This is a genomic window from Burkholderia metallica, assembly GCF_902832845.1.
Lineage (GTDB): Bacteria > Pseudomonadota > Gammaproteobacteria > Burkholderiales > Burkholderiaceae > Burkholderia > Burkholderia metallica.
Map to the genome: position 1 here is coordinate 297085 of NZ_CADFDB010000002.1, position 15359 is coordinate 312443.

Genomic DNA, 15359 nt, shown 5'->3' on the forward strand with positions numbered 1-15359 from the left:
TCGATGCGCGGCGTCTTTCGCGACCGTAATCAGGTGCGCGTCTGCCCCCTCCACAGTGGCAGCCAATCGTCCCTCTACCCTTGAGCGACGACGACGTGACGTTCAGAACGAACCGATGCAACGAACCCGGGGTGCTCCAATGGATGAAACGACCGGCGCGATCCAACGCGCCGCCCGCTACCGCACGGCAAACGAGCAGGACGTCGACGCGCTCGTCCGACTTGTCAATGCGGCGTACCGCCCGACGACGGCCGCGGCCGGATGGACGCACGAATCCGCATTGATCGACGGCCCGCGGATCACATCGCCGCAGCTCGCCGCGACGCTGCGTACACCGGACACCGTCCTGCTCGTCGCGGAAATCGATGGCCGCATCGCCGGCTGCATCGAAGTCAGGAAAGACGGAAGCGCGGCCTATATCGGCACCTTGGCCGTCGCGCCGTCGATGCAGGACCGCGGGCTCGGAAAGGCACTGCTGAACGAGGCCGAGCAATTCGCCGTCCGCAGCTGGAAGATCCAAACGGCCGCGATGGTCGTTCTGTCCGTACGCCATGAGCTGATCGACTTCTACTTGCGCCGCGGCTACACGCGAACGGGCGAGCGGAAGGGCTACCCGTTGGACGCCCGCGTCGGCCGACCGCGAGACGCGAACCTGACCATCGAGACGTTGACCAAGGACATTGCGCCCGACTGATACCGCAGGCCGACACGTCCGCTCCTTCGCAACGACATGCGCTGCCCCGCCCGCGCCGGCGTGATACCGTTGTACATCGTCGCTCGCTCCGGCCCGCTCCGCCGCGCCCGCGCACCGCTTTCACGCCGATCCCGAACATGTCGCTGACACCGCTTCCCGCCTTGCTCGACGAAACCCTGCGCACCGTCGCACGCCGCTACCGGCTGCCGCCGCTCGACCGCGCGCTGTCGCCGGCCGACGCCGCGAACCCGGCCGCCACGCTGGCGATCGTGATCGAGGAAGCGCGCCGGACGCGCAGCGACGGGCAGACACCCGGCGCGGCACTGCGGCAGCGCTTCATCGACGCGCTCGCACGGATGATCCGCGATGCGATGGATCCGCACGGCGGCGACCCCGCCTTCCAGGCCGCGGTGCTGCGACACGATGCGCCGAGCGTGCGCGAATACGCGTCGTTGACCGCGCACGCCGAACAGGACCGCCGCGCGCTGCATTCGGCCGTCAACGCGATCGCGCACCCGGCCAAGCTCGAGCGCAGCGCCCGCCCGTGGCAACGCGACGGGCTCGCGCGGCTGCATGCGGCCGCCACCGCCGCGTCGTGGGCCGACCTGCACGACACGCTGCGGCAGTTGCTCGCGCTGCCCGACATGGCGAGCGACGCCGCATTCGAGCAGGACATCGTCAAGTTGAAAGACAGCCCCGCGCTCGCACGCATGCTGCGCGTCGACGCGCTGGCCGCGGACGAGCACGTGCGCCGCTATCGCGCGCTCTGGGTTCGCCATGGTCCGCTCGAAGGCAGCACGGTCGCCGTCGCGCAGGGCGTCGCGTCGCAGCGGCGCGGCGCCGCCGCCGAAGCGCTGGCCGCGCAGGCGCTCGACGCGCTGGCCCGCCGGCTCGACGCCGTCGACGCGCGCCGCACGTACCGGGTGGTGACGTCGATGCGCGTGCCGTCGTCGATACCGGGCCGGCACGATCGCGCGAAAACCGAATGGGACGCGGTCCTGCTCGAACGCCCGCGCGACGACGACCCGGCACCCGCATGGAAAGTGCGCTTCCTCGTCGAAGCGAAGGCGTCCGCGGATGCCGCGACGACCGATCTGCCGCGGCTGCTGCGCGGCCTGACCCTGCTCGCGCAGGCCGACCCGGATACGATCTATGCGTTCGAGACGCACCAGGGCACGGTGCGCGTGCACGGCGCGTCGCTGCGCGCGCTGACGACCGACGACGCCACGCTGCCCCGGGAAGTGCTCTATTGCTGCGATGCGTCCGCGGACGCGACGCCGCGCCTGCTCGGCGCCGCGAGCCGAATGCAGTTGCTGTCGGCGCAAGCCAGCCTCGCATACGCGAGCGCGCTCGCGCAGCAGCCGGATGCCGACCCGGACGGCCTGGGCGTCGTCTGGCACGCGCTGCTGACGCTGCCGCAATGGCATGCCGTGCTGCATCAGTACCCGTCGTTGCGGCAGGTTCGCGAATTGATGGTGGCGATCGACGACTTGCGCGCCGCGATCGACGATGTCGATGAAGGCGGCGTGGCGAGCAGCGTCTACGCGTGACGCACGAAACGGGGCCGCCGCATGGCAGCCGCAACGCGCTGCCCGCCCACTCAGTTGGTTAGCACGCCGAACGGCAGCGTCCACCCTGCCAGCCGGCCGCCATCCGCCCACCGATCGTCGGCCGCATCGCAGGGCAGCAGCACCGGCGCGGTCGCGCATTCGAGCGTTTCCTTCGGCGTATGGCCGAACTCCGCCTTGAACAGCCGGTGGAAATACTTCTCGTCGGGAAAGCCGTGCGCCCATGCGATCTCCGCGATGCGCCGATGCCGGCGCTGCGGGTCGCCCAGCACGTGGTACGCGTGACGCAGCCGCCGGCGCGTGATCTGCCGCATCACGCCGCCGTCTTCCTTGAACAGTTGATAGAGCCGCGCTCTCGACACACCGATATCGCGGCAGATCCGGTCGGGATCGAGATCGGGTTCCAGCAGGTGCACGTCGATGTAGCGTCGCACCCGTTCGGCCAGCGCCCCGTCGATCGGGCCGCATGCGTCGTGCAGCGCCTGCGTGGTCGGGGACACGGCCGCGCTCAACAGCAACAGCATCGATTGCACGATGCCGGGGATCTCGTGCGTGCGCAGCTTCGACAGATTGCGGAACAGCGACAGCATGTGGTCGCCGACCAGCCGCCCCACGCCGCTCGTCAGCGTCTGGCCGTGCGCCCGCGCCGCATGACTCGGCAGCAGGTATCTGGGCACGACGAGGCTGATCACGTCGCCGGCCTCGACCCTGCAGTCGTTGACCTGCGCGACGTCGTAGACGAACAGTTCGCCGGCGCCCTTGACCAGTTCGGGCCCGCCGATATGGCTGGCCACCCGCCCGCCGAGCAGCAGCGTGAAGCGGATCGAATCCTGGCCGTCGAGCCGGATCCGCCGCGTGGTCCGATTGACCCGATAGACCGGCGCGCGCGATCGCCAGTGCCGGCCCGACAGGATCAGCGGGCCGAGCGCCGCGCCGCTCGCTTCCGCGTCGAACGGGCCGTGACCGCCGTCATCGTCGAGGCGGTAATCGCACAGCATGTCCTTGACCCAGACGTGGAACCGGTCCGGCTCCGGGTAATCGATGGTGCGAAACTTGAAAACGGGGACGAATTCCGCTTGATCCATGACAGTATTTTTATCGAGCCGACACGAGAGGATAGATCGGTTCGTCGATTATCGGACCAAATTGCGCCGGCGCAAGGCCGGCGCGGCGGATCGTCCCGCAGGCGGTCGCCCGGCGCGCCGCGACGGGCGCCGTCGTTGCCGCGGCCATCAGCGTTGCGGATGGCATTCCCAGTTGTTGTACGTCGGCCGATCGATCGGCGTGAGCCCCGGAATCATGAACACCGTGCAGCCGAAACGCCGCCCCTTGCCGGTCGTCGCGTCGTAACTCACCTTCTGGCCGCCGAGGCCGTCCTTCTTCCCGTACTGCACGTTGGCGATCGTGATCTCGTCCGACGACGCGAGCCCGAGCGTCTTCGCGGTCGACGTCTGCACGTCGACCATGTTCATCTGCGTCGACCCGCACGCGGACAACAGGAGGCCGGCGAGCGCCGCGCCCAGCGCGGTCCGTCCGGTGCAATGCAAGGTTTTCTTCATGGTCTGATTTCTCCTTCGACTTCCCGATGCCGGCCGGTTACGAACCCGGCGTATAAAAACTGGACTGGATCTGGCTGCCGATATTCGTGACATACGATTGCCAGACGAGCGCCATCGCTCCCGCCGCATTGACGGCCAGCGCCGGCCACGATCCGCTCTGCGGATCCAGCGTCGCCGTGCTCCACGCCCCCTTCCGATAGCTGGCCGCGAAGACGACCGTCGCGTTCGGCGTGCCCGTGTCCTCCCATGCGACCGACACGTTGCCGGCCGGATCGATCACGAGCGGCGGGTACTGGAGCGCCGCGCCGTTCAGGTGTTCCGTCAGCTTCTGCAGCGGGCCCCAGTTTCCGCCGGCGTCCGATACGCTCGCCTGCAGGACGGCGCCGCCCTCCGCCCACATCGCGGCGGCCACGCCGTTTTCGTTGACGGTCAGCATCGGCGTCGCGATGAACCCGGTGGGCACCGCGATCGCCGGGGCGACGGGCTGCGCGGGCTGCCATCCGGTGCCGGAGACATAGCGCTGCGACATCGTGCTGGTGTAGAGCTTGCCGCCCGTCACGTCGAGTTGCCCCCAGACCAGCGTGATGTTGCCCTTCGCATCCATGCCGGCCGTCGGCGAGACGATCGTCGTGAACAGGCTCGAATTCGACACCGCCTGATTGACGTTGGCCCAGCCGTTGGTCGCGTCGTACGTGGCCGTCCACAGCGCCGACTTCGTATGGTTGGTCTGCCGCCACGCGAGCACGGCCCGGCCCGACGACAGGACCGAGATCATCGGCCTCACGTTGTCGGTGTCGCCGGTCACGGCGTCGGGGCCGGTCTGCACCGGCATCTGGATCAGTGCCGTCGGCGACCACTGTCCGGCCTGCGTATAGCGCGACCACGCGATGCGCGTATCGAGCAGGCTGATCGACTGCGTCCACGCGACGAGCGCGTTGCCCTGACTGTCCATGCCGGCCGTATAGGACGAGCCGGCCATGTCCGGCGCCAGCGAGACCGGCGTGCCCCACCCGGTGCCCGGGCTGTACGGGCGCGCCCACAGCGCATAGGTGTTGGGGCCCGGCGTCCATTCGGTCCAGAACGCGACCGCCTGCCCGCTCGCGTTGCCGACCAGTTGCGGCTGCACCCCGGTCAGCGAATTCATCGCATGCGAACCGTCGCTCGTGTCGAGCCGCGTCGCGCTTCCCCAGCCGGAGCCCGCCACATAGCGCGCGCCCCACATTTCGTTGCCGGTCGTGCCGGCCGTGCCGTTGGTCATCCAGGTGGCGAGCGCATTGCCGCTCGCGTCGAGTGTCACGCTGGGCTCGCCTTCCGGTCCCTTGCCGTCCACGGCCGCCGCCTTCGACCAGCCGGCCTGCGGCTGCGTGGTTCCGCCGTCCGTCGGTCCGCCATTCGAACCGCCGTTCGAACCGCCGGGCGAGGTCGGACCGGAAGGTGAACCGGGCTTGTCCGGCGACGTCGACGACGCGCCGCCGTTCGTGGCGACGTCGTCGCCGCCGCATGCGGACAGCGCGAGCGCGGCTGCCATGACCATCCATGCAATGGGTTTCATCGGAATCCTCTTTTTGTCGTTCTCCGGCTTACTCTCGTCAGCCGTTCGCCGACACGCTGCATCGCGCCGGCCAGTCGATTGATAAGCAGTGCTATTGAACAGGCATGAAAACCGGCGTTCGTTCCCGTCATGCCCGATTCCGTCGTGCGAATCGATGCGAACGCCGCTTTCTGCAGACCGCCCCCGTCGGGCAGCGCGGACACGACGTGTCATCTATCGACGGATGTCCGTCGCTGCCGGCTGCATCTTAATTCAGGGCGTCCGGATTCAAGGTGGCGTTGCGTCTACAGTGAGTGGACTTCCGTTTCGCCCGCCCGCATCTGCGGAAACCGGCGCCTGGCCTGCGCGCGCTCGCGGCCGAATCAGCCCGAGTGGCCGGTGCGGTACGATACGCGCCGGGGCGAAACGCCTCGCCTGAGAGACCCGGCCGCTGCGGCCTCACACCCGGGACAAGAAAAAATGCCCAACACCCCATTGCTGCACCGACACCTGTTCGCCGCGCTGGCGGCCGGCCTGTTCTGGATTCCGGCCGCCCATGCCAGCGGGGACGACGGCTGCTATGCGCCCCCCACGCTCCGGCAAACCGCCTACTCGTGCGCGAACGTGCCGATGCTCAGCCCCGCCAACGACACCCGCATCAACGCGATGCTGATGATGGTCGACAGCGCCAAGGTCGCGCAGACGTTTCCGGACCCGAAGACGATCCCGGCGAAAGACCGGATCAACCAGATCGTCGTGCCGTTCCCGATGGACTTCTCCGGATGGATCGACATCGGGCAGAAAGCGCCCGACAAGAGCGGCGACGCCGCGGATGCCGACACGGCGTCGAACCGGTACGCCGACGGCGAAGGCAGCATCTGCCGCAGCATGCGCGCGGGCGCCGACGCATTCAACGACGCACTGGGCAGCGCCGGCGGCCTCCCCGCCGATGAAGCCGCACGGCTGCGCACCGCGCGCGCCGACATCGCCCAGAAGACCTGTGCCGCGGGCGGCGCGAGCGCGGCCTGGGCAAAGCCGCCGGTCAAGTCGCCGCTCGGCCAGCAGTTCGCCGCCTACCTCGACGGCACGAACGCGTTCTACCGCGCCGACTTCCTGGGCGCGACCCGCGCGTTCGCGAGCGCGTCGCACAGCGCGAACCCGTGGCTGAAGGAAACCGGGCTCTACATGGCCGGGCGCGCGCAACTGAACGCCGCGCAGGCCAACGCGTTCGACAACGACAGCCCCGTGCCGTCGCGCGAGCGCGTGACGAAGGTGTCGCTCGACGCCGCGAATACGGTCTTTCGCACCTACCTGAAGATCTATCCGCAGGGACGCTATGCGACCTCCGCGACGGGGCTGCTGCGGCGTGTCGCGTGGCTCGGCGGGAACGTCACGCAGCAGGCCGACCTGTACGGCCACGCGCTTGCGCGCTGGTCGCCGGCGACGTCGAACGTGCCGCTGATCCAGCTCGCGAACGAACTCGACAGCAAGCTGCTGTTCGGCGCGGAATTCGATGCGCGACAGATTCAGTCGCCGACCGTGCTCGCGACCGTCGACCTGCTGCGCATGCGCACGTCGGACAGCAGCGATTCGAGCCGCGCCAAGCCGCTGACGCTGGACGACCTGCAGGCGCAGAAGCCGCGCTTCGCGAACGCGCCCGCGCTCCATGACTACCTGCTCGCGACCTGGTACGTGCAGGTCGGCCGCAAGCCGGACGCCGCGCTCGCGTTGCTGCCGCAGGCACCCGCCGAGCCGCTCGACTACTTCGGCCTGAGCCAGCAGGCGCTGCGCGGGTTCGCGCTGGAAGATAGCGGCCAGACCGACAAGGCGCGCCAGCTGTGGCGCGACCTGATCCCGCTCGCGACGTTCCGCTTCCAGCGCGAAGCCCTGGAACTCGCGCTCGCGATCAACCTGGAGCAAGCCGGGCTCGTCAACGATGCGTTCGCCGACGATTCGCCGGTGCAGAACGCCGCGATCCGCGCCGTGCTGCTGCAACGCTCGGCCAGTGCGGACCTGCTGCGCGCGCAGGCGCAAAACCAGGCGAGCGGCGGCGCGCTGCGCGACACCGCGCTGTACACGCTGCTGTACAAGGAACTCACGCGTTCGCACTACGCCGAATTCATCGCCGATGCCGCGCTGGTGCCCGGCACGCCGGCCGATCCGCTGAAGCCGTTCGTCGCGGCGGGCGCGAAAAACGAAGACGGCTATGTGTGCCCGTCCGCGCACGACATCGCCGCGACGCTCCAGCAGAATCCCGCCGATGCGAAGGGGCTGAACTGTCTCGCCGATTTCGTGCGCCTGCACCCGCCCGCGTCGGGCCTCGAAGGCGATCCGGTGCCACCGTGGATGCGCTATGCGTCGAAGACCTCCGCCACCCGCATCCCGCCGACGCTCGGCGCGGCGCCGTCGCAGTTCGCGGGCAAGCCGTACGAGCGGATGTCGAGCTACGTGACGGTGATGGCCGATGCGCAGGCGAACCCGAACGACCGGGCGTACGCGTATTACCGTGCGATCAAGTGCTATGCGCCGGCCGGCTACAACGAATGCGGCGGCAAGGACGTGCCGAAGAACGCGCGCAAGCGCTGGTTCGATGCGCTGAAGGCCAGCTACCCGGGCAGCCCGTGGGCGCAGAAGCTGCGCTACTACTGGTAAGCGCCGCGTGAAGCGTATCGCGTGCATCGCGTGTGTCGCGCTGCTGGCCGGGCGCGTCGCGCTGGCCGGCACCGTCGACGCCAAGCAGTACGACGCGTTCTGGCTGTGGGCGGGCGTGAAGCCGCAGGCGGTCGTGCGCGACGCCCGCGCCGTCTACGTGCTGCAAGGGCAGATCGAAGCGTCGCCGCGGGACGAGTCGCAGGTCCGCGTGATCGCGCAGGGTGTCGCGCTGCCGCCCGCGCCGAACGCGCGCGTCTGGCTCGTCTATCGTGCGCACACGCTGCGCTGGACGCCGCGCGTCGCGCAGATCATGCTCGCGCAGCTCACGCGCTGGCGCGCGTCGGGCCGCACGATCGCCGGCATCCAGATCGACTTCGATGCGCGCACGCGCCACCTGCAGGATTACCTCGAATTCCTGCGGTCGCTGCGCGAGACGCTGCCCGCCGATTGCCGGCTGAGCATCACCGGGCTGCTCGACTGGAGCAGCCGCATCGATACCGACCAGGTCAACCAGCTCAGGGGAATCGTCGACGAAGTGGTCGTACAGACCTACCAGGGCCGCCGCACGATCCCCGACTACGCGGACTACCTGCCGCGCGTCGCGCGGCTGCAGTTGCCGTTTCGCATCGGCATCATCCAGGGCGGCGAGTGGGACGCGCCGCCCTACCTCGCGACGAACCCGTGGTTCCGCGGCTACGTCGTGTTCCTGCGCAACGGCTGACGGGCAAAGCAAGGCGGCGTCGACCGCACCCGTGCTCCGGCTTCGTGATCGTCGATCTTCAGCATCGTCTCGCGTAACCTGGCATCGCATCCTCGCGGCCGTCGAGCTTGCGGCCGAAGGTCGCGCTGAACCGGTTCGGTCTCCCGCGACGGCGCGGCCCGCCGCAGCGGGCCGGTGCCGCCCCGGCAACCGTTATGCCTGCACGAAAGCCAGCAGGTCGGCGTTGAGCACGTCCGCGTTGATCGTCAGCATCCCGTGCGAGTAGCCCGGGTACGTCTTCAGCGTGCCGTTCTTCAGCAGCTTGATCGACTTCAGCGCGGCATCCGCGATCGGCACGATCTGGTCGTCTTCGCCGTGCAGCACGAGCGTCGGGACCGAGATCGACTTCAGGTCTTCGGTCTGGTCCGTTTCCGAAAACGCCTTGATGCCCTCGTAATGCGCCTTGGCGCTACCCTCCATCCCCTGCCGCCACCAGTTGCGGATCACGCCCTGATGCACGGTTGCACCGTTGCGGTTGAACCCGTAGAACGGGCCGCTCGGCACATCGAGGAAGAACTGCGCGCGATTGTCCGCGAGCGCCTTGCGGAAGCCGTCGAACACCTCGATCGGCAACCCTTCGGGGTTCGATTCGGTTTTCAGCATCAGCGGCGGCACGGCGCTGACCAGCACCGCCTTCGCGACGCGGCCGGCCGGCTCGCCGTGCTTCGCGACGTAGCGCGCCACTTCGCCGCCGCCCGTCGAATGGCCGATGTGCACCGCGTTGCGCAGGTCGAGCGCTTCGACGACCGCGAACGCATCTGCCGCGTAATGATCCATGTCATGGCCGTCCGACACCTGCGCCGACCGCCCATGGCCACGCCGATCGTGCGCCACCACGCGATAGCCCTTCTGGACGAAGAAGAGCATCTGCGCGTCCCAGTCGTCCGCGGACAACGGCCAGCCATGATGGAAGACGATGGGCTGCGCGTCCTTCGGCCCCCAGTCCTTGTAGAAAATCTCGACGTGATCTTTCGTGGTGACGTATGGCATCGCGGACTCCTGTGAGGTGGATGAAGGTGGCGCTCCGGCCGGTAGCCATTATGGGACAGGTTTGTTAAACGATGCTTCCAGGATGCGAACGAGCGTCGGCGATCCGGTCGACGCGTGCGAAACCTCGCGGTGCGAACGATGCCGCGTCGACGCGCCCGTGCCCGTCGTGCCCGGCGCGCCGCCTCGCGCGTCAACCGTCCGTCGACACCGTCACGGCCTCCCACGCCCGGATTTCCTCGTCCAGCGCCGCCAGCTTGCCGCGCACGAGCCGCAGCGCGTCGCTGCCGAGCAGCAGATGCGCGGGCGGATGGTCCGACGCGATCGCCGCGAGCATCGCCCGCGCGGCCTTCGCGGGATCGCCCAGCTGCTTGCCGCTCCTCTCTTCGCGTGCCTGACGGATCGGATCGAAGAGCGCGTCGTAATCCGCGATCGAGCGCGGCGTGCGCGACATCGAGCGGCCGGCCCAGTCGGTGCGGAACGAACCCGGCGCGACGGCCGTCACCGCGATGCCGAACGGCGCCAGCTCCTTGCCGGCGGCTTCGGAAATGCCTTCCAGCGCGAACTTGCTGCCGCAGTAGTACGCGATGCCCGGCATCGTGATGTGGCCACCCATCGACGTGACGTTCAGGATGCGGCCGTGCCGCCGTTCGCGCATGTACGGCACGACCGCCTTCATCATCGCCACCGCGCCGAATACGTTCACGTCGAACTGCCTGCGCATCTCCGCGAGCGGCGATTCTTCCATGATCCCTTCGTGCCCGTAGCCGGCGTTGTTCACGAGCACGTCGACGGGCCCGACGTTCGCCTCGATGTCAGCCACGACGCCGTCGATGCGATCGAAGTCGGTCACGTCGAGCACGCGCGCGACCGCCTGCGCGGACAGCGCGTCGAAATCCCGCGCCGCTTGCTCGCTTCTCACGGTGCCGACCACCGTGTGACCGGCCGCGAGCGCTTCCTGAGCGAGCGCGCGGCCGAAGCCGCTGCTGACGCCGGTGATGAGCATGAGGTTGCCAGATGCCATGTGAGCTTCTCCCGAATGTCGATTGAAGCATGCATACTAGTCTGACCCGCTACGCGGAATAAGCCCGATTCCGCTGATTTTCTTGCACAAAACTATGAGTAACGAGCCCTCTTCCGACCGTGTTCCGTCGCTGCCGCCGCGCGAACGCAAGCGCCTGGTTGCGCTGCTGCGCGCGCTGGCGCCCGACGAAGGCTACAACCTGACGGCGCTGCCGAGCGTGCGCATCCTGCGCTCGAACCGCGCGCTGTCGCGCACGCCGGTGCTGTACGACCCGGGCATCGTGATCGTGTGCCAGGGCTGCAAGCGCGGCTACTTCGGCGGCGAGCGCTATCTGTACGACGCGCATCACTATCTGGCGGTGTCCGTGCCCGTGCCGTTCACCATGGAAACCGACGCCACGCCGGAACGCCCGCTGCTCGCGCTGTACCTGCACCTCGATTTCACGCTGGCCGCCGAACTCGCCGCGCAGATCGACCGGGCAGGCATCGCGGAGCCCGTGCAGGCACCCCGCAGCATGATGTCGACGCCGATGGACGAGACGATGCACGCATCGGTGCTGCGTTTCGTCGACGCGCTGCACCGGCCGCTCGACGCCGCGGTGCTCGGCCCGGCGTTGCTGCGCGAGCTGTATTTCCGCGTGCTCACCGGCGCGCAGGGCAGCGCGATGCGCAGCGCGCTGGCGATGCGCGGGCAGTTCGGCCGGATCGGCCGGTCGCTGCGCGTGATCCACGCCGATTACGCGCAGCCGCTCGACGTGTCGCAACTGGCCGACGAAGCCGGCATGAGCGTGCCGAGCTTTCACAGTCACTTCAAGGCGATCACGCAGGTGTCGCCGATGCAGTACCTGAAGTCGATCCGGCTGCATCAGGCGCGCTTGCTGATGGTGCGCGAGGACCTGACTGCGGAAGCGGCCGGCTATGCGGTCGGGTATGCGAGCCCGTCGCAGTTCAGCCGCGAATTCAAACGCCTGTTCGGCCTGACGCCGGCGAAGGAAACGCAGCGCATGCGCGACAGCTTCGCTCTTCCGGCGGCGTTCGACGATGCGGCGTTCGTGTCGTCGCATTGAACGGCGTCGATATCCGGCCGTGTCGCTTGCCGTCAACGCACGGCATCGCGCACGAGACCGGCGACCGACTTCAGGATGAGCGCGGTCACGCCCCAGATGTCCTGCGTCTGCTCCGCCCAGTACCACGCGCCCGTGCGCTCGCCGTCCGTGTATTGCCGCAGCAGATCCGGATTCAGCAGCACGGAGAACGGAAACTCGAAGATCTCGGCGACTTCCGCGGGCGCCGCCTCCCATAGCGCCGTTTCCGGCACGATGCCGATCACGGGAAAGATCGCGTGACGGCGCTTTCTGGTCTTGTGAATCGGCAAGCTGCCGACTACGCGGACCGCGTCCGGCGCGAGGCGGATTTCCTCGAACGCCTCGCGCAATGCGGTCGCGCCGATATCGCGATCGGACGCCGCCGGGCGGCCGCCCGGAAAGCTCACATGCGACGAGTATTCGCTGAGATTCGGCGCGCGCAGGGTCAACAGGATCGTTGGCTCACGGCGTGCGACGATCGCGACCAGCACTGCCGAGAATTTCCACTGCCCGTCGTTGTCCGCGAGCGATTGCATCGCCGTCGGCCAGTCGGTGCCGGCAGGAATGCCGCAGCCTTCCACCGCACGGACGATCGCGTCGAGCACGGCCGGCTCGCCGCCGGTATTCGCGACGTTTCCGTCAGGTTCCATGACTTCCTCCTGCGTGCGGCAACCGGCACGCGCCGGGCGACCCTGACCCCGACAGGTGTTGCGTGGGTGCGGCGTCGTTGGGGGCAATCCGATCATGCCGCGTTCGCGTGCGATCGCCCATCACACGCACGAAGCCGCGACCGTCCGCTGCGGCGCGAAACGCTTCGCCGGCGTGGCGCAAGCCCGATCGGCGGCGATCAACGGTGCAATCCCATCATGCACGAAAATCGGATGTCGAATCGTCGTCGCGCGCGTCATCGTCAATGCGCGAACGCAGCGCTTCGCGGGCGGCCGGAACGAAGCGATCGGCGATCTCGGGCCGCTGCGCGAGGCGTCGAGACGCACGTGGCGATTTGCGGCAATCGCACGCTCACCGCGGCGCGCCGCCGCGACAGGAACAAATGCGGCGCGAGCGCCAGTCTGCGGCGGTCCGGTCGCCGGATCGTGGTAGCGGTAGCGGACGACACCGAGGCGGCAGTCTCGGATTTCGGCGATCATTCATCCGGTCACGCCACCTTGACGACCCATTCGGCGATTACGTTGCTCTCGATCGAGACCATCAAGGCGGACATGGGCAGTCGCGTGCAGATCGATGCAATGAATCTGGCGGAATACAGGAAGCTCCTGAAGCACCCCGACATGCCGGCGATGCTCGCGCCGCTCGATAATCCGAACCGACCGCTGCAACGCCGCGCGGCTGCCCCGCGTAGCGAGCCGCGCACATTCCGCGCGGACACGGAAATTCCACACTCACACGAGCCTCGAATGACCTCTTATGCCTTCCGCTTGCTGAACGTGTTCGCCGAATCGACGTTCGGCGGCAACCCGTTGTGCGTATTCGAAGATGCGCGTGGCATGGACGACGCGACCATGCGGGCACTCGCGGTGCAGTTCAACCTGTCGGAGACGACCTTCGTGCTGCCGTCGGAGCGTGCGCATGCGCGGGTTCGGATCTTCACGCCGGGTCACGAGATGGCGTTTGCGGGCCATCCGACGCTCGGCACCGCGCAGGTCGTGCGCAGCCTGCTGGGTACGGGCGACCGGCTCGCGCTCGAATTCAAGGCCGGCGTGGTCGACGTCCTCGCGCAAGGCGACGTGTGGACGTTCACCGCGCCGCACGCAGGCATGCCGAAGACGGCGCCGTGCGCATTGTCCGATGCACGGATGGCGGCCCTGCTGGGGCTCGACGAAGGCGATCTGCTCGCGCCGCCGCTCTGGGTCGACACCGGCGCCGACCAGTTGCTCGTCGCGCTCCGCGACCCCGCCGCCGTGCGCCGCGCGCAGCCTGACGGCGCAAGCGTCGACACCTGGCCGACGAGCAGCCTCGGCCGCAAGACCGCGTACGTGTTCGCGTTCGACGCCGAGCGGCCGGGGACGGTGGTGTCGCGCTACTTCTTCGTGAAGCAGGGCAGCGTGTCGGAAGACCCGGGCACCGGGTCCGCCTGTGCGAACCTGGGCGGATGGCTGCTGGCGATGAACCGCAGCCTGCCTGCCGCATTCCAGGTCGAACAGGGTGAAGCCATCGGCCGGCCTTGCCTGCTGCGGCTATCGGTCGACGCAGCCGGCACGATCGGCGTCGGCGGGCGCGTGATCGAACTCGGGCGCGGCGTGATCGACGTGTAACCCAGTTCGGTCGTCGCCGTGCGCGATGGCGAGCTGCGGATACGCGTCGCGCAAATGCGCGCCGATCGGCGTCAACTGGCGAAAGTTGCGCTCATCGATGAAAGCCGGCGCGTCGAGGTATTGCGGAATGCCATCGTGCACTCCGGTCAGGCTCAAGAGCGGCGGCCACGTCAGGCCGCCGCTGCAGGCATCAGCACGGTCAGCCCAGGCAAATCCGCGAAATCCGCGGTGTTCAGCGTCATTAGCACGTAGCCGTGCTCGATTGCCTGCGCCGCGATCCACAGATCGTTATAGCGCGGACGCGGCGAGCGGCCGGCTTGCTTGACGGCCGCTGCCAATACGCCGAACGCGGCCGCGGTGTGGCTCGTGACGTCGAGCACCGGCCGGCGCTCGAGCTGCCTCAGGTGTGCGGCCCGCCGCGCACGCTCAGCGGCGTCCGCGCATGCATGCACGCCGAATGCCAGTTCGCCGAGCGAGACCGTTGAGATGAACACCGGCGCGTCGCCGGCGGCGTCGATCACGGCGCGCGGCTCAACTGCACCACCCGCCAAGCCCACCCAAACGCAGCTGTCGATAATTACGCCCACGGGTCACGCACTCCGTCTTCGAAGCCAGTGCGGCTATCGCGCAGCCAGCGGGCCGCGTCCTCGGCGCCTAGCGTCTGCGGCAAGCCCTCGAGCGCCTGCGCCGCGTTCATGACGGGTTCGGCCGGCACCAGGCGAGCGATTACGGTCTGGTTACGTTCGACCACGACGGTTTCGCGACGCTGCGCGACCTGGTCGAGGATCTGGCGCGTGTTGCGTGCCAGCTCGGTTGCTGTAATGGTTGGCATGTCGACCTCCGAGGGCTCTAGAATGCGTATTATACGTAATATACGCATTTTGCGCGGGGCGATGCAAAGAAAGCCGGTCCTTTGCAGGACGGGCAGAGTATTGCTTCCAATGGTCGGTGAGCCAGCGGGCCGGGCAGATTTTTCTCGATGCCGATCTCGCGATCCTCGCGGCCGAGCCCGACCGGCTGCGCGATTACGACTGCGCGATCGCTCGCGAATGGGCGCAGGACCTCGATGCGCCGTCGGCCGGGTTCCGCACCGGCCGCAGGCAGGCGCTCGAACATCTGCGCGCGCAAGACCCGCTGTTTCACTCGGCTGAATTCGCGCCGCTCACGGCGCGCGCGCAACACAATCTCGATACGCTGATCGCCAGCTACGCATGAACGCCGGGCGTG

16 protein-coding genes are annotated in these 15359 nt (G+C 68.3%); 7 read left to right on the plus strand and 9 right to left on the minus strand.

Annotated elements, in window-relative coordinates:
- The first annotated feature begins 139 nt into the window (after window positions 1-139).
- Both HWX08_RS08685 and HWX08_RS08690 read left to right on the plus strand, forming a co-directional pair.
- Window positions 140-694: a GNAT family N-acetyltransferase gene (locus HWX08_RS08685; protein WP_174920394.1), complete on the plus strand. Its 555-nt coding sequence runs from the start codon at window positions 140-142 to the stop codon at window positions 692-694.
- 137 nt (window positions 695-831) lie between these two features.
- Entirely contained in the window at window positions 832-2244 is a 1413-nt protein-coding gene (locus tag HWX08_RS08690; RefSeq protein WP_174920395.1) for a 3-deoxy-D-arabino-heptulosonate 7-phosphate synthase, read from the plus strand.
- Between the two features lie 50 nt (window positions 2245-2294).
- Here HWX08_RS08690 and HWX08_RS08695 read toward each other — a convergent pair whose 3' ends face one another.
- The 3 genes from HWX08_RS08695 to HWX08_RS08705 form a co-directional block, all read right to left on the minus strand.
- Window positions 2295-3347, minus strand: coding sequence for an AraC family transcriptional regulator (locus HWX08_RS08695; RefSeq protein ID WP_069258373.1), 1053 nt, complete (start codon window positions 3345-3347; stop codon window positions 2295-2297).
- 147 nt (window positions 3348-3494) lie between these two features.
- Window positions 3495-3821: a hypothetical protein gene (locus tag HWX08_RS08700; RefSeq protein WP_069258372.1), complete on the minus strand. Its 327-nt coding sequence runs from the start codon at window positions 3819-3821 to the stop codon at window positions 3495-3497.
- Between the two features lie 37 nt (window positions 3822-3858).
- A complete protein-coding gene (locus HWX08_RS08705) occupies window positions 3859-5373 on the minus strand; it encodes a hypothetical protein (protein WP_069258371.1) in 1515 nt (504 codons plus the stop codon).
- A 459-nt stretch (window positions 5374-5832) separates the two neighbouring features.
- Here HWX08_RS08705 and HWX08_RS08710 point away from each other — a divergent pair, with 459 nt between their 5' ends.
- Both HWX08_RS08710 and HWX08_RS08715 read left to right on the plus strand, forming a co-directional pair.
- Window positions 5833-8004, plus strand: a complete 2172-nt coding sequence (locus HWX08_RS08710; RefSeq protein ID WP_174920396.1) for a PA5441 family protein — start codon at window positions 5833-5835, stop codon at window positions 8002-8004.
- 7 nt (window positions 8005-8011) lie between these two features.
- Window positions 8012-8725, plus strand: a complete 714-nt coding sequence (locus tag HWX08_RS08715) for a DUF3142 domain-containing protein (protein ID WP_069258369.1) — start codon at window positions 8012-8014, stop codon at window positions 8723-8725.
- 192 nt (window positions 8726-8917) lie between these two features.
- On the opposite strand, the gene HWX08_RS08720 is transcribed toward HWX08_RS08715, so the two are convergent.
- Window positions 8918-9754, minus strand: a complete 837-nt coding sequence (locus HWX08_RS08720) for an alpha/beta fold hydrolase (RefSeq protein ID WP_174920397.1) — start codon at window positions 9752-9754, stop codon at window positions 8918-8920.
- Between the two features lie 190 nt (window positions 9755-9944).
- Window positions 9945-10775: an oxidoreductase gene (locus HWX08_RS08725; protein ID WP_174920398.1), complete on the minus strand. Its 831-nt coding sequence runs from the start codon at window positions 10773-10775 to the stop codon at window positions 9945-9947.
- Between the two features lie 94 nt (window positions 10776-10869).
- Between HWX08_RS08725 and HWX08_RS08730 the strand changes: the two genes are divergently transcribed.
- Window positions 10870-11841: an AraC family transcriptional regulator gene (locus HWX08_RS08730; RefSeq protein ID WP_174920399.1), complete on the plus strand. Its 972-nt coding sequence runs from the start codon at window positions 10870-10872 to the stop codon at window positions 11839-11841.
- Between the two features lie 32 nt (window positions 11842-11873).
- Here the strand turns inward: HWX08_RS08730 and HWX08_RS08735 are convergent, their stop codons facing one another.
- Complete coding sequence (locus HWX08_RS08735) at window positions 11874-12509, minus strand: NUDIX hydrolase (RefSeq protein ID WP_174920400.1); 636 nt, start codon at window positions 12507-12509, stop codon at window positions 11874-11876.
- Window positions 12510-12629: 120 nt separating this feature from the next.
- The gene (locus tag HWX08_RS08740; RefSeq protein WP_174920401.1) at window positions 12630-13007 is read right to left on the minus strand and encodes a hypothetical protein; all 378 of its coding nucleotides are present in this window, start codon (window positions 13005-13007) and stop codon (window positions 12630-12632) included.
- Window positions 13008-13274: 267 nt separating this feature from the next.
- On the opposite strand from HWX08_RS08740, the gene HWX08_RS08745 reads away from it, so the two are divergent.
- A complete protein-coding gene (locus HWX08_RS08745; protein ID WP_174920402.1) occupies window positions 13275-14132 on the plus strand; it encodes a PhzF family phenazine biosynthesis protein in 858 nt (285 codons plus the stop codon).
- 170 nt (window positions 14133-14302) lie between these two features.
- On the opposite strand, the gene HWX08_RS08750 is transcribed toward HWX08_RS08745, so the two are convergent.
- Both HWX08_RS08750 and HWX08_RS08755 read right to left on the minus strand, forming a co-directional pair.
- Window positions 14303-14719, minus strand: coding sequence for a PIN domain-containing protein (locus tag HWX08_RS08750; protein ID WP_069258364.1), 417 nt, complete (start codon window positions 14717-14719; stop codon window positions 14303-14305).
- The gene (locus tag HWX08_RS08755) at window positions 14710-14964 is read right to left on the minus strand and encodes a type II toxin-antitoxin system Phd/YefM family antitoxin (protein WP_069258363.1); all 255 of its coding nucleotides are present in this window, start codon (window positions 14962-14964) and stop codon (window positions 14710-14712) included. Before HWX08_RS08755 ends, HWX08_RS08750 begins: the two co-directional genes overlap by 10 nt.
- Window positions 14965-15080: 116 nt before the next feature.
- Between HWX08_RS08755 and HWX08_RS08760 the strand changes: the two genes are divergently transcribed.
- Window positions 15081-15347 (plus strand): hypothetical protein, encoded by a 267-nt coding sequence (locus HWX08_RS08760; RefSeq protein WP_174920403.1) that lies wholly within the window; start codon window positions 15081-15083, stop codon window positions 15345-15347.
- Window positions 15348-15359: the final 12 nt, after the last annotated feature.